Origin of the sequence: Streptomyces sp. NPDC056361 (assembly GCF_042262805.1) — a bacterium.
Taxonomy (GTDB): domain Bacteria; phylum Actinomycetota; class Actinomycetes; order Streptomycetales; family Streptomycetaceae; genus Streptomyces.
Genome location: NZ_JBHJQI010000003.1, coordinates 112207 through 127343, shown reverse-complemented (window position 1 = coordinate 127343; position 15137 = coordinate 112207). Strand labels below are relative to the sequence as shown.

Sequence of the window (15137 nt, the reverse complement as noted above, 5' to 3'; positions counted from 1 at the left end):
GTCCACGGCGGGGGCCGTGGACCGGGGAGTCCCGCTCATCGCACCGTTTGGCGGTCAGAGTCGGCGTGTCATCCGATGGTCCAGCGCTGCAACGCCGATCCGGTGTCGGACTGTTGGGCGACGAGTGCGCCGTTGGCCGTCGAGGCCGTGGTCAGCAGGAGGCCGCTCTTGACCGATGCCAGGGTGTGGGTGCCGCCGGCGACCGGCGTGATCCGCCACCGCTGGTTGGTTCCGCCGGTGCACGTCCACTGGATGACGGGGGCTCCGGCGGACAGGGAACCACCGCTGACGTCGACGCAGAGCCCGGAGGCGACGTTGACCAGGGTGTAGGAGCCGTCCGACTGCTCGGTGAGGGTCCACTTCTGGTTGTTCCCGCCGTGCAGGGCCCAGGTCGTGAGCCGCGTGCCCGGGGAGGTGGAGCTGCCGGGGACGTCCAGGGCCCGGGTGCCGGAGGCGAGCGTGTGGACGCCGTTCAGGCTGCCGCCGGACGGGCTCGTCCAGGGGACGTCGGGTGCGGCGTAGTAGCCGATTCCCGCCGCGGTCCAGCGCGGTCCGTGGGTCCCCAGCCGGCGGCTGAAGTCGGTCCAGTCGTGGGTGGACTGCGGCGACCAGCCGATCTCGGCGATGGCGGGCAGGCGCGGGAAGGTCATGTACTCGGCGTACACGTACGGCTCGGGGAACTGGCTGGTGGACTGGGGCAGGTTCTGGCTGCCCGCGTACGCGCGGTCGGCCCACAGGGCCGCTTCGACGCCGGCGATCCGGTCGGCCGGGACGAGCGAGCCGGTGCCGTTGGGCTTGGCCGTCGAGGTGGAGGGGTCCCAGTCGTAGGCCTTGCTCACCGGGACGTAGCCCTGCCAGGAGAGCCCGTACGGCGTCGACGCGTCGTACTTCATGTCGAGGTACGCGTGGTCCGAGGGAGACATCACGAACCGGGCGTTCTGCTGGACGGCGTTGCGGACGAACTGGACGTCCTGCGTCTCACCGGCGGTGCCGATGCTGGCCCGGTCGTCGGCGTCGCCCCACCACTGCATGACGCTGTTCGCGGGGATCGTCGACTGTCCGAGCTGGTGCCAGGCCATCACGGTCTTGCCCCGCGCGGTCGCGGCCGCGGTGGCCGCGGAGACGTAGGCGTCGTACTGCGACGAGGTGGCCTGCGGCGTCTCGTCGCCGCCGAGGTGGACGTACGGGCCGGGCGTCATCGCCGCCACGGTGTCGATGACGGTGGTGAGGAAGCCGCTGACGTTGGATACGTGCTGGGCGTCGCTCAGACAGTAGAGGCTGATGCCCACGTCGAAGCCCGAGTACGGCTTGATCGCCTTGTTGTCGCAGTTGAGGTTCGCGACGGACGCCAGCGCGGCGCTGGTGTGACCGGGGCCGTCGATCTCGGGGACGACGGTCATGAAGCGGGACTTGGCGTAGGCCACGATCTCCTGGTACTCCGCGGCGGTGTAGTACCAGGACGTCCCGCCGGTGAAGCCGCTCTGCGTGCTCGCGCCGACCGTGGTGAGGCTCGGTATGGCCCCGATGGCGATGCGCCAGCCCTGGTCGTCCGTCAGGTGCAGGTGCAGGGTGTTGATCTTGTAGGCCGCGGCCTGGTCGATGTACTTCTTGAGCTGGGACATCGGGAAGTAGCGGCGGGCCACGTCCACCATGACGCCCCGGTAGGCGTACCGGGGCGTGTCCGAGATCTGGACGGGGGCGACGGTCCAGGGGCCGGGCTTGACCGTGGTGGACTCGATCGCCGCCGGCAGCAGTTGACGCAGGGTCTGCACTCCGCGGAAGAGGCCCTGCGCCCCGTGTGCGGTCACCGTCACGCCGGTGCCGGTCGACGACAGGGTGTAGCCCTCGGCACCGAGGCTCGACGGGCCGTTCGGGTCGAGGACGACGGCCTGGCCGCCGGACGGAGAGGTCGACGTCACCGGCAGGGTGTAGCCGGTCGCCGGGGCGAGCAGCGCGGCGAGGTAGGTGCCCACGCCCAGCGCGTCGGGATCGGCGGACGGGACGACGTTCACCGGGGTCTGCGCGGTGAGGGCGAAGCCGCTTCCGGTCAGGTTCGTCTGCGACACGGGCTGGGGTACGACGGCCGGGGCGGTGGACTCGACGACCGCCGAGCGCGGTGCGGCGGTCGCCGTGCCCATCGCGGGCAGCGGCGCGGTGAGGGCGAGGGTGAGGGCGGCGAGAGCGGAGAGGTTCGTTCTCCGCCGGCGCGACAAGCGCATGGATGACTCCTTCGCTGGAAGGGACGCGACACCTGTGGGCGCGGCCGAGCGCGCGCGTCACGACAGGAGTGCGGTGACGACAGGAAGAAGGCAGTTACGAGCACTGATGGTGCGTACTTTTGATCAATCAGGCTCACTGCCGAGCACTTTCGAACGAACCGTGGCAGTCGCGGAGTGAGAGCGTCAAGGCTTACCGGGGCGTAGCTTCATCGTGCGGGGCACTCGCCGTGAACTCCGGGGACGAAACATGAGCATCCCGGCATAGCCCTTGCCGAGATGCTCATGTTTACGCAATCATCGAAGGTTGCACTCGCCCTGGCTCCGCCCGCGGCTCTGCCGTGCCCCCGGGCGGAGGATCAGGAGGTGAGGGCGACCTGGTCGACCGTCCAGAAGGCGCTGTTGGTGCCCGTGTAACGGAAGGAGAGCCGGGCGGAGGCGGCGCCGGCCGGAACGGCGACGGTGAGCTGCTCGAAGGCGTTGCGGTCTGCGCGGTAGGACTGCAGGAGCTGGCGGGGGCCGCCGTCGAAGGAGATGTAGACGTCTCCGGTCTGCGGGCCGTCCACCTTGTAGTTCGTCGCGTACGAGACGGTCGCCGACGTGCCGCCGGTCACGGCGTACGCCGGGCTGACGAGGGTGGAGTCGAACTGCCCGGCGCCGTGGGCCTTGTCGTCCCACTCGTCGGAGTCCGCGACGGCGAAGACGTCGCGCGCCCTCACGTTGGTCTCGCGACCCTGGCCCAGGTCGGCGTTGCTCCAGAACTCGTCGGTGGCGAAGGACCAGCCGCGCCACTCGGTGACTCCGCCCGTGGGCATGGCCGAGTTGTCGATCGTCCAACCGGTCGGCGCGGTGGTCGTCCAGCCCTTGAGGGTGGACGGCAGGGCGGCCTCGTCGACCCGGGTGTTCAGCGAGGGCCGCAGGGCGTCGAAGGCGTCCGGCGCGAGGGTGCCGATCGGCTTGCCGTCGAGCTGCCACGCCGGGTCGGGGGTGACCCCGAAGTGGGAGAGGACGGTCGGGGCGATGTCGGTGACCTTGACGTCGTAGCGGACCGAGCCCGGGGTGAAACCGGCCCCCTTGGCGATGACGAACGACTGGCGCTCGGCGGGGGTGTTGCCGCCGTGACCGCCGCCGGGCATGTGGCCGTGGTCGGCGGTGACGAGGATCTGCCAGTCCTCGTCGGCGTACGTGGCGCGGGAGGTGACGGCGTCGAGGATCCGGCCGATCTCGGTGTCGACGGTGTTCAGCGCCTCCAGGTAGCGCCGGTGCTCGGTGCCGTAGGAGTGGCCGGCCCCGTCGACGTCGTCGAGGTGGACGAAGGTGGCGTCCGCGTCGGTGGTCGTGAGCTTGGAGACGGCGGTCGTGGTGGTGTCCGCGTCGCTGACGCCCCCGAGGCGGGTGTCGACGCCGGGCCCGAAGACGGTGCCCGGGATCGGGCTCCAGGTGCCCACGACCAGGGTGTTGAGCGAGGAGCGGGCGGCCTCGAGGCGGGTGGCGTAGTCGGGGTAGAGGTCGTAGCGGGCGCCGGCGAAGTTGTTGTCGACGACCTTGTGCTTGTCGGGCCACGTGCCCGTGGCGATCGTCGACCAGCCGGGGCCCGAGGAGGTGGGGGCCATCGGGTTCGCGTAGAGGTTGGCGGTGGCGGTCATGCCGGCCGCCATGAGGCCCTTGACCCGCGGCATCTTCGCCTTGTCGAACTTGGCGAAGGTCGCACCGTCGATGCCGATCACCAGCGACTTGGGCCGCTTGGCGACCACGGCGGCGCCGGAGGTCGACCCCGCCTCGGGGCCCGCCGCATGGGCGGAGGCGGCGAGCGGCAGCACGGCTACCGCGACGGTGCCCGCGAGGGCAGCGCGAACAGAACGGGACAGGCGCACGAAAGCTCCTTGGGAGGACTGCAGTTGGGGTGCACGGTCGTCTCGGCCGGGCGTTCATGAGCCTGAGCCCGACCAAGGATCATCAGATTTACTTAAAACTCATCGCAGGTGAACAGTCGGCGACTCTTGGTTCAGACCCGTTACGTTTTTGTAATCAACTGAAGTCGTCGCCCGTATACGAACGAGTGCCCCTCCACCGTGAGGATGGAGGGGCACTCGGAAGGAGTCGGGCCGTCAGGCGGTGACCCGGTCCCACTGCTGGTTCTGCCCGCCGTTGCAGGTCCACTGGTCGAGCTTCGCGCCGTCGGCGTACGAGTAGTCGGCGACGTCCAGGCACTTGCCGCTGAGCCGGGCGACCAGTTGGCTGTAGCCGGCGTCACCCGTCGGCTCGACCTTCCAGTGCTGGGACTTCGCGGAGCCGCACGTCTTCTGGACGACCGGCGCGCCGTCCTCGAGGGACGCTCCGCTCACCTCGAGGCACTTGCCGCTGTTGCGGGCCATGATCTGGACGTACCCGCTGGTTCCCACGTTCTTGAACCAGTACTGCTGGTTGATGTCCCCGCTGCAGCCCCACTGGAAGATCTGGGCACCGTCCGCGGAGTCGAAGTTGGAGACGTCGGCACACTTGCCGCTGCTGCGGACCGACAGCGTCTCCCAGATCACGTTCATACCGGTCACCTTGCCGGCGGCGGCGTCGATGGTGATCTTGGGCGAGTAGTCCATGGTCATGCTGGTCTTGGTGGGGAACTTCAGCGGGAGCCAGACGTACTGGGAGTCCTGGACCATGCCGCCCATGGAGTTGCCCCACCGGTCACCCATGTAGAGGTAGCTCGTCCCGCCGGTCCCCTGCACCGGGAGGACGTAGGCCGTCTGGCTGCGGTAGGTGGTGGAGTTGCCGACGTCCTTCAGGCCGCTCCAACTGCCGGTGACGCTCGTGGCGGTGGCGTACTTCTGCTGGTTGGGCGCCCAGCCCGTGGCACCGGAGGTGAGCAGGAAGTACACGCCGTTGCGCTTGAACATCGCGGGGGCCTCCCGCGACTGCCCCGCCCACAGCTTCTGCACCCGGGTGTCGATGCCGGTGTAGTCGGCGGTGAGCCGGTACACGTGCAGATCGGCGTTCTCGTTGGCCGCGGAGATCATGTAGCCCGTGCCGTCGGTGTCGACGAAGGTCGTGATGTCACGCGACATGTGGCCCAGCGGACGGAAACTGCCGCGCCAGGAGTAGTCGCCGTCCACGGTCGACGAGACCGCCACGGCAGCACGCGCCTCGGAGTAGTCCGTGGCGCTCCCCTCCTTGTGCATCCACATCACGAACTGCCCGGTCGAAGCGTTGTACATGACCTTGGGCCGCTCGATGTTGGCGCCCTGGAGCTCCGGATCGGTCGCCTGGCTGAGCACGTGATTGCGGAATTCCCACGTCTTCAGATCCGTCGAACGGTAGACCGACACGTATCGGAAGCTGTTGTCGGCGTTGCGGTCCTCGCCGAACCAGTAGTAGTACTCGCCGACCTTGACGACCCCGCCGCCGTGGGCGTGCACGGGATTGCCCGCCGGATCGGTGAACTGGGTGGCGTTGGGGATGGGCACCGCCGCGGCCTGAGCCGTGCCCACGGCACCTACGAGCGACAGGAGGAGAGCGGACAGAACGGCGAAGACCGTCGATGCTCCGGTTCTTTTACGCGACATGATCACTTGCCTCTTGCTGTGGGGAACCGGCACCCGCGGGGTCGGTCGTACCGTCCGCGGCAAACGAGATGTGCCGGTGAGGGGGGTGGGGCGTGCGAAGTGGAGTGTGCGAAACGGGGTGGTGCGAGGGGGTGGAGTGATGCGGGGTGGGGTGATGCGGGTGGGTGAGTGGATGCGTACTGAGGAGGTGTACGCGGAGGCGTGGCCGACCGGGCCCGAGGGTGCGGCGGTGGCGGTCGGGGAACGCAGCCCGTGTGCGGAGGGAAGTGGCCGCCGTGTTACGGCTGCGTGTCGCCTCGTCTTGTTTGCGTTAACGCGGGGTGTTGGGAAGAGTTTGAAAGCACGAAGTGGGCCTGTCAAGAGACCTCCCGGTGGCGCACACCCCCAGCGGAAATCAGGACCTTCGCCACTTTTCCGCCCCCAGCGCCGTTACCGTTGGTTCGCTCGCCGATCGCCTTGGCAATCCATGGCCGAACCCCGTTTCCCCCGCCTGGTCCCAGGCCGCCACCCCCGTGCCCGATCGTCGGCGAACCCGGCCGCTTCCCCCATGGCGCGAGCGCGCCCGGGCCCCGGCGCTCGACGGGCGCCCACCTCGCGACGGCGCCTCACCCCCGCACCCCTTTGACCAGCGCTTCCGCACACCCGCCTCCCGCGCCTTTCGACCAACCTCCAGCCCACCACTGGCATGTTCACGCAAACATGCCAGACTCCTTCGCCCCGGCGCCTGGGAGACGATCGTCGGCCTCGGCGCCGTCGCCGGCCAGTACGTCACCTTCACGCTCACCTCCACCGAGGACCTGGCCGCCCCGACCTACTTCCTCCTCGACGACACCGCCCTCACCCTCCATCCCTGACGCTCACCCGGCACAGCACGAGGCCCGCTCCCCGCAGGGGGGGGCGGGCCCTTCGTCGGCGTTTCGGCCAACCACCCTCCCTCGCACTGCCGTTGCGGGAAGCGGGTCGATGGCCTGGCCATGTTCCCTTCCCCGCTCCAACTCGGGCCTCTACATCCGGCCGGAACACACCAGTTCGATACGGCGGCGTGGTCGTTGGGCTTCACGACCGCACCGGACGATCGGCCAGGAGGACCCGCCGTTGACCTCGACAGCCACCAACACGCAGCAGGAAGCCACTCCGCCCCCTCCCCCGCCGCCCGCGGAGATCACCTACAACGGGCAGTACGCCATCAACCCGCTCGCCGAGGTCTCCTTCCGGCGCATGTGCGCGCAGATCCCCGCCGTGTTGGGCAGGATCGCCCGGCTGTCGTGGCGGATCGACCGGTCCGCCGTGCGGATGCTGGTCGGCTGCCAACTGGTCACGGGCGTCTCGGCCGCCGTGCTGCTGACGGCCACGGCGCGCGCCATGGAGCCCGTCCTCGGGACCGGCTCCGCCGAGGAGCGGCTGCGGGGCGCGCTGCCGGCGCTGCTGGTGGTGGCGCTCGCCGCGGCGCTGGCCCGTACCGCGGGGGCGGTGGCGGCGTACGCGGAGCGGCGGGTCACGCCACGGCTGACGACGGAGACGGACTCGGCGCTGGTCGAGGCGGTGTGCCGGGTGGAGGCGGTGGCGTACGCGGAGGACGGGTTCTCGGACCGGCGCGAGGCGGCCGAGATGGGGGTGACGCGCACCCATGTGATGGTGACGGACGCGCAGCGGTTCGTGTCGGCGGCGATCCGCATGGTCACCGCCGGGGGCGTGCTGTCGGTGCTGAATCCGCTGATGCTGCCGCTCCTGCTGCTCGCCGTGCTCCCGGCCGGTGTCGGGGCCGTCCTGAGCGCGCGGGTCGACTACGGGATCCACTACGGCAACATCGCCGACCGCAACGTGCGCGGCATGATGCGGTGGTGGGCGACCGAGTCGAAGTACGGCGACGAGGTCCGCGCGAACTCGATGACCGACTACCTCGTGTACTGGTACCGGGCCCTGTCCGACCGGTGCGACCGGCGGACGCTGGCCGCCGCGCCGCGGACGCTGCGGATCGCCCTGCTGTCCGCGCTGGCCGGCGGGGCCTTCCTGATGGCGACGTGGGGTGCGCTGGCCTGGCTGGCGCTGTCGGGCCGGATCGACCTCGCGGTCGCCGCGACCGCCGTCATCGCCGTGCAGACGACACTCGCCGCCCTGTCCCAGGTCGTCGTCAACGGCGCCGCCGTCTTCCACACCAGCCTGTACCTGGGCGACATGCAGACCTTCCTCGACGCCGCCGCCGCCCGGGCGCCCGCGCGCGGCGCCCACCGTCTCACCGCGCCGGTCGACGAGATCCGCCTGGACGAGGTCGTGTACCAGTACCCGGGCAAGGACAAGCCCGCCGTCGACGGCGTCTCCCTGACCCTGCGGCGAGGCCGCATCCTCGCGATCGTCGGGGCCAACGGCTCCGGGAAGTCCACCCTCACCCGTCTCCTGACCGGCATCTACCTGCCGGACAAGGGCACGGTCGCCTGGAACGGCACCGACCTGGCCGGAACGGACCCCGCCACGGTGTGGGCACACACCGGTCTGGTGCCCCAGATCTTCGCGCAGTGGCCGCTGCGCGTCCGCGAGAACGTCACGCTCGGCCAGCCCCGTAGCCACGACGACGCCTCCGTGTGGCAGGCGGTCGACGCGGTCGGCCTGCGCGACGCCGTCGAGGACCTTCCCCAAGGCCTCGACACCCTGCTCGCCCGGGACATCTTCGGCGGCACGGAGCTCTCCGGCGGCCAGTGGCAGCGCATCGCGTGCTCCAGGGCCCTGTACCGCCGGCCCGGACTGCTGATCCTCGACGAACCGACCTCCCAGATGGACCCGCGCGGCGAGCACCAGATCTTCGAGCGGATCAAGGCCATCGCCTCCGACCGCATCACGATCGTCGTCACCCACCGCCTGGAGAACACCAGAATCGCCGATCACATCATCGTGATGGAGCACGGCCGCATCACCGAACAGGGCCGCTACGACGACCTCGCCCACGGCGGGGGAACCTTCGCCGAACTCCTCCGTCTCTCCCAGGACCGCTGACCCGTCACGTCACCGCCCGTCCCCTTCCTCACGGCTGCCGGGATTCCCTGCGCCGCCCGCCCCTTCGATCGGAGAGCCATGACGACGACCTCCACCCCTGACGAGCTGCCCGGTACGGCGATGACCGACGAGGCCTACGGTGCCCTGCGTGCGTCGGCCGCCCTGTGGGTCGGCACGTCCGTGCTGATCACCGACCGACGCGGCCGCATCCTGATCCAGCACGTGGACTACCTGTCCACCTGCCTGTTGCCGGGCGGAGCCGTCGACGCGGGCGAAGCCCCCTCCCACGCGGCCTCCCGTGAACTGAAGGAGGAGCTCGGCGTCGACGCGGTCGTCGACCGGGGCCTCGCCGTCGACTGGGTCTCCCGTGACGGCTCCGTCGCGCCGCCCGTCATGCGGTTCCCCGGCGAGATCATCCACGTGTACGACGGCGGCACCTGGGACGACGAGCAGATCGCCGCCATCCGGCTGCCTGCACGCGAGATCGCGAGCATCGAGTTCGTCGAGCCCGCCCGCCTGCCCGACCTGATGTCCCCGGGCGACGCCCGCCGTGCCCTGTCGGCGCTCCGTGCGCGCATCGGCTCCGCCGGCGCCGCGCTCCTGGAGAACGGCTCCCCGCTCGCCCCCACCGTCCTCGATCGGGCCGGTGTCCTGCGCACCGCCCGGGCCGAGCACCACCTCCCGTTCCGCCCCGCCCCGGCACCGGACGGCCTCGACGTGCGCCAGTCCTGGGGCTGGCTGTTCGCGCCGGACGGCCGCGTCCTGGTCCTCCTCGACCCCGACACGGGCGCCGCCTGCCTGCCCGGCGGCACGCCCGAACCCCACGACCACGGCGATCCCGTGGCCACCCTGCGCCGCGAAGCCCGAGAGGAAGCCCACGCCGGCTTCGGCGAGCCGGTGTTCCTCGGGCACCTCTCCGATCCCGGCGAGCACCTCTCCGATCCCGGCGGGCCGTGCGCCCGCGTCCGGTACGCCGCGGCACTGGCGCACGTCGGCCCCGCGCTCCCCGACCCGGCCACGGGCCGCACCTACACCCGGATGCTGGCCGCGCCGGAGCAAGCCCTGGAGTTCTTCGACTGGGGCCCGCCGGCCACCGAGCAGCTCGCCGCCGTACACCGGGGCCGCGAGCGCCTCGGCATCCCTGCGGCGGCACGTGGCCCCGTCACCGAACTCGGCGCCCCCACCACCTGGTGACATCCCGGCCGCCTGTGCTCCTGGTTCAGCGCTCCCACTCGGGAAACAGCAGGAACCGGTCGACGCGGTCGAGGTGGGCCGAGTCCCCGGTCTCGATCATCCGCACGATCTCCTTCGGAAGGTGTTCTTGGTCGAGGCCCAGCAGGGAAGGGGGCAGGGGGGTCGGTTCGTCGGCTTCCGTGGCGGCGTCGCGGAGCAACGTGCTGGGGAGGAGCGCGCCGCGGGCCTCCGTGGCGGCTTCGTCGGTGAGTAGGGGGAAGATCCTGACGGGGACGCCGAGGCGGTCCCAGCCGAGGTGGTCGAGCAGGCCCGGATCCAGTTTCAGGGAGAGGTCGCCGGTCAGGCGGGCGACGCGTACGGCGAACAGTGGCCACCGGGTTTCCGGCACCGAGACCAGCACGGTCGTGTCCCCGCAGAGGGCTTGGAGCTGCGCCCACGCCTGCGGGGTGCGGTCGCGGACGGCTTGCTGGGCAGCCGTGATGTGCGGGCTGGTCCCGGTGTCGACCAGTCGTCCGATCAGGGCCGGGGCAAGGAGCGTCCAGGCGAGGCGGTCGGGAAGGAGTGCCGCGTCCAGGTCCCCGGTCGCCTCCGCGACCAGCGTGGTGCGGGCGCTGAAGTCCGCCGGGCGTTCGAAGAGCCGCTCGCGGAAGCCTCCGTCGCGACCGGGGAGGATCGTCGTCAGGTCGGCGAGGGTCGCCCGGCCCTCGACCGGGTCGAGGAGGGAGTCGACGGCCTGCTGAAGGCGGGTGCGCTCTGGACCGATGACCTGCGGCGGAGCTTCGAAGGCGATCAGCTGACGGACTCGGGAGGTGCGGGAGACGATCTGTCGGTACGGTTCGTTGAGTGCGCTGATATGGACGCGGCCCTCGTGGACGATCGCCGGGCGCAGGTCGGCGGGCAGCACCGGAAGTCGGTGCAGCAGGGCGCCCCGGGGAGCGGCCTGGCCTCGCCGGGTGAACATCAGCCGCACCGCGTCGGCCCCCGTGCAGAGCCGGTCGTCGTCGGGGCGGGGTTCCGCCGCCGCGGGCGGGAGGACGAACTCGTCGCGGTCGCCGTCCCTGACGACGTGGCAGCGCCCGTGGATGATGTCCGCGAGTGTCCGGCGGTCGATGCCGAGGGCGTCGGCCAGGTGGTCCTCGTACCAAGGGTGCACCATCGGCGCGGCCAGCTCGATGTGGCCCATGCGTCGGCGCCGGACCATGGTGTCCACCACCTCCACCCCGCACCTCGGGCAGAGCTCGCCCGCGTGGCCCGGCCCCCGGAGCTTTCCGCACCCGCACGCGTGGTCGCGGACCGGTCCGAAGATGCTCTGGCAGGCCAGGCCGCCGGGCACCGGGCGCCGGGTCCGCAGATCCATCGTGTCGAAGTTCCGCACCTCGCCGAAGGACGCGGCGAGGACCTGCTCGTCGTCGATGGCCCGGAACGACAGCCGGTCACCGTGCCACACGGGTTCGACGCAGGCGGCGCGCAGCAGGCGGCCCCAGTTGCGGACCGCTTCGATCGGCGCGGACTCCAGCGTCGTGGCGTGCTCGGACGGAGGCAGCGGGATGTCCCGCAACGAGGTCCCGCCCTTGACCAGGAGCTCGAAGAGGCCGAGGCGCCCGTCGACGGAGTCGCTCCGGAGCACGTGGAGCTCGAAGGCGGTGCGGCTCGCGCCGTGTCGCAGCAACCACGCCAGGTCCGTGAGTCGGACCGGTAGCCCCGGATCTCGCGCGTCGGTCGGTACGGGCAGCTGCCTGACCATGGAGTACGAGCCGGTCGCGCGGGCGCTGACGGCGGATCGGGAGCGCTCGTCGGGGCGGAGCCGGATGCCGACGGTCCTGGCCGGCCCTTCGGTCGCCCAGGGATGGTCGGGGCCGACGAGTACGTCCGTCCCGTGGGCCTCCTGGGTGCCGCACACCACCGCTCTGGAGTCGTCCGGGCCGTACAGGACGTCGCCGGTCTCCAGGGGGTCCGTCGTCGCCAGGCTGATGCTGATCCTGGCGCGTTCGCCGGGGCGCAGCACCTCCTCCTGGACCACTCGTGCCGGATGCCAGGCGACGTCGCAGGACTCGGACGCCGCCGTGCCGATGTGGACGCTCAGCACCCTCGCGGGGTGCCGGCCGGCCCAGCGGAACGAGGCGTCCTGCCGATCGTCGTACTTCTCGCCGAAGATCGCGCGCAGCAGCCGCTCCTCCGGGTTCAGGCTCTCCTCGGTGCGGGGTGTGCTGATGCCGACGAGGAGATCGCCCGGCTCGACGGTATCGCCGGGCAGCACGATGCCGTCCGAGGCGAGCGCCCCGCACAGGTCGGGCTTCACCTCCGGCGGCTCGGCGGTGAGTTGGTCGGGCCCGAGCGGGGTGATGCGCAGGGATACGCCGATGTTGTCCAGGCCCGAGCCGGAGAGGGCCCCGGGTGTGGACAGAGCCGGTGAGACCAGGGCCGCGTCGCCCCGGAGCCCCGGGGACACGGCCACCGTGCAGGGCCGGTACAGGTCGGCGCCGCGGGCGAGGCCGGCTTCCTCGGGCGACTCGGCGGCCAGGGCGTAGCCGACTCTGCGGGCGAACCTCGCGCTGAAGTCGTCGGTGTGCCGGCGGCGCCGTCCTGAGCGGCGGAGTCCGGCCTGCGCGGCGATGACGGCCCGCAGCTCGGACCCGGCTGGACGGTTGCGGCGGGTGACGGTGCGCCGGAAGGCGGCTTCCAGGATCCGTTCCACGTCGTTCTGGCGGTCGTACCGGGGGTGATCGGCGACGGCGACGAGTTGTCCGGTCGGCCGGTCCCGCCCGTGTCGGTCCCGGACGTCACTGACCCAGAGCATGTCCGGGAGGTCGAAGACGAGTTCGTCGTCCCGTTCGGTCAGCCCGAGCATCAAGGGCAGCCGCATCACTTCGAGACGCCAGGGGGCCGACTGCTGCCCCGCCCGACGGTTCCTCAGTTCGAGGGTGAGCGGGATGCGGCACTCGGAGGGGTGTACGCCGCCCTGTCGGATCTGCCACCACAGGCTCAGCGTCACTCGTGTTCCGCATCGGTCGCAGGTGGCGTACGTGGCCGTGGTTCGGCACCTTCGACACCGGCGTGCCCGTGCGGGCAGTCGGCCGTTGCCGGACATCGCTCCGCAGTCGCAGGCGTGGTCGTAACGGGCGGCGTGTCCCTCCCGGCTCCCGCACGAGCAGGCCCACGTACCCAGGTCGTACCCGGTGAGGTCCACGTCGACCGGTGGCCCGGAAAGGTCGTCGTCGTCCGTCAGCCGCATCGGGAACAGCCGGTGCAGGGCCCGCTCCAGACCGATCTCCTGCCGGTCGGCGGCGGGCACGTCCAGTTGGAGGAAGTCGGCGAAGCCCTGGCAGTGCCGCCGGTGCAGGGACGCGTACGTGTCGTCGCGCTCCGCCGACCGCCGGCGGAAGAGCAGCCGGGTGTAGCGCAGCAGGTCGGGCCGGGCCCGGCTGAAGTACTCCAGGCCGACGTCGAGGTCGTCACGCAGGGCGAGCACACCGAACCGTGCCAGGCGCAGCTCGCGGAACTGCTCGTCGGTGAGGACGTCGTGCACCTCGTCGGCGAGGTCGTCCTCCGCGGTGTAGCGCACCACGGTGGAGAGCGCGTAGTCGCTGCGGTGCGCACGCCACTGCCGGGCGTCCTCCGCCAGCTGCTTGCGGTACGTGCCCCGCGCGATCCCTTCGGCGACGCGCTCGCGGAACGACGGCATCTAGTGCCTCTCCCGGAAGTATTCCCTGAACCGGTTGTGGCAGAAGGTGTACGACTGCCTGTCCTCGCCGGTCCGGAGCAGGAACCGCTGCACGTCACGCACCACCCGTTCGAGCGACCCACCGGTCAGGCCGGGGACGTTGCGGAGCAGGTCGGAGCGGTGCAGGGGGCCGTACGCCTCCAGGACGAGGCCGATCACCATGTCGTGCAGGCCGCTGTCGACGGAGCGGTGGAGTTGTTCGAACTGCTCGTCGAGGTACGGGTACAGGCCGTTCGGGGTCCGGCGGATGTTCTCCGGGGTCAGCCGGCCGTGTTCCACGTCCTCGACCAGGAACCGCAGGTAGAACGGGTCTCCCTCGGAGACCTCGTGGAGGGCGTCGACGAAGCCGGCCCGCCCGCCGAGGGCCGCGCCGGTCGGCCCGGCGTGGTGCAGCAGCAGTTGCCGGACGGCGTCGGCGTCCAGGCCGCCGAGCGTCACCCGGAGGCCGATGTCGTCCGCTGTCAGCCCCACTTCGGAGAGGTAGGACCGGCAGCCCTGGGACCGGGCCGAGAGCAGGACGAACAGGTTCTTCGGCAGGCGCCGCGGAAGGAGACCGAGCAGGAAGCTGGGGTGCCGGTCCACTTCGTCGATGGCGTCCAGCACCAGCACGGTCGGCTTCTCCCGGTCGCTCTCGACCACTTCGAGGAACCGGGCGGCCAACGCGCGCCCGCCGACGGGGGCGGCACGGTGCGGTTCGAGTTGCTCGCACAGGTTGGAGAGCAGATCGTCGAGCCGGGTCGGGTCGAAGGCGCCGCCCGCCGTCTTGTAGCGCTGACTGATGAAGTGGTAGAGGTACGCGGGCTGTTGCCGTACCAGCACGGCCAGCAGCGACGTCTTTCCGTACCCGGAGAGCCCGTCGACGAAGACGTATCCGCGGTCGTGCCCGTCGATGTGGTCGCGGATGGCACGGACCTCGCCGTCGCGGCCCGCGAACTTCTCGGTGTGGTGGTCGAGCAGGTGCCGGAAGAACCGTCGTGATCCGCCGGACGACGGACCCAGCGCTCCGGGAGAGGGCGGATCCGGGGCTCCTCCCGCCTGCCGTGTGAGGGCGCTCGACCAGAGCTCCCGGACGCGGTCGACCGCCTTCCGTTCGTTGCGGCCGGCTCTGCGTGCCAGGACGGCGGCCACGGACTCGACCGCTTCGACGCGGCGGGGAAGGGTGGGCGCCGACAGGATCCTGCGGACGGTGTCCCCGCTCGGCGCGTCCGGCAGGGCGTCGTCCCGTCCGATCTCCTCCGCGATCTCGTCCGTGGCCGGCGCGCCGGCGCGTGCGTAGAGCTCGTACAGCAGCGACTTGAGTTCGCGCAGAGGGCCTGGCTCGACGACGACCGGGGGTTGGACGGACCGTGGCCGTGATATGCGCCGCTCCCCGCGTTGTTCGTCCCTCATGCGCCAAGCATCGCGCAGGACTCCCCCGTCCGTGTGACTTCGGCGCGACTCGGCGCAACCGGGCGCAAC

At 71.1% G+C, this 15137-nt stretch carries 8 protein-coding genes; 3 read left to right on the top strand and 5 right to left on the bottom strand.

The window, feature by feature from the left end:
* Nucleotides 1-68: 68 nt before the first annotated feature.
* The 3 genes from ACFCY7_RS02005 to ACFCY7_RS01995 form a co-directional block, all read right to left on the bottom strand.
* Nucleotides 69-2219 (bottom strand): family 20 glycosylhydrolase, encoded by a 2151-nt coding sequence (locus tag ACFCY7_RS02005; protein WP_376480500.1) that lies wholly within the window; start codon nucleotides 2217-2219, stop codon nucleotides 69-71.
* 356 nt (nucleotides 2220-2575) lie between these two features.
* On the bottom strand, nucleotides 2576-4090 hold the full coding sequence (locus ACFCY7_RS02000; RefSeq protein WP_376480499.1) for an alkaline phosphatase family protein: 1515 nt from the start codon (nucleotides 4088-4090) through the stop codon (nucleotides 2576-2578).
* A gap of 234 nt (nucleotides 4091-4324) precedes the next feature.
* The gene (locus tag ACFCY7_RS01995; protein ID WP_376480498.1) at nucleotides 4325-5776 is read right to left on the bottom strand and encodes an RICIN domain-containing protein; all 1452 of its coding nucleotides are present in this window, start codon (nucleotides 5774-5776) and stop codon (nucleotides 4325-4327) included.
* 512 nt (nucleotides 5777-6288) lie between these two features.
* Between ACFCY7_RS01995 and ACFCY7_RS01990 the strand changes: the two genes are divergently transcribed.
* From ACFCY7_RS01990 to ACFCY7_RS01980, 3 genes are all read left to right on the top strand, one after another.
* A complete protein-coding gene (locus ACFCY7_RS01990) occupies nucleotides 6289-6630 on the top strand; it encodes a hypothetical protein (RefSeq protein ID WP_376480497.1) in 342 nt (113 codons plus the stop codon).
* 241 nt (nucleotides 6631-6871) lie between these two features.
* Nucleotides 6872-8764: an ATP-binding cassette domain-containing protein gene (locus ACFCY7_RS01985; RefSeq protein ID WP_376480496.1), complete on the top strand. Its 1893-nt coding sequence runs from the start codon at nucleotides 6872-6874 to the stop codon at nucleotides 8762-8764.
* Nucleotides 8765-8842: 78 nt separating this feature from the next.
* On the top strand, nucleotides 8843-9958 hold the full coding sequence (locus ACFCY7_RS01980; protein ID WP_376480495.1) for an NUDIX domain-containing protein: 1116 nt from the start codon (nucleotides 8843-8845) through the stop codon (nucleotides 9956-9958).
* A 25-nt stretch (nucleotides 9959-9983) separates the two neighbouring features.
* Here the strand turns inward: ACFCY7_RS01980 and ACFCY7_RS01975 are convergent, their stop codons facing one another.
* Entirely contained in the window at nucleotides 9984-13640 is a 3657-nt protein-coding gene (locus ACFCY7_RS01975; protein WP_376480494.1) for a hypothetical protein, read from the bottom strand.
* Nucleotides 13641-15068 carry an AAA family ATPase gene (locus ACFCY7_RS01970; protein WP_376480493.1) on the bottom strand — a complete coding sequence of 476 codons (1428 nt, stop codon included), beginning with the start codon at nucleotides 15066-15068 and terminating at the stop codon, nucleotides 13641-13643.
* Nucleotides 15069-15137: the final 69 nt, after the last annotated feature.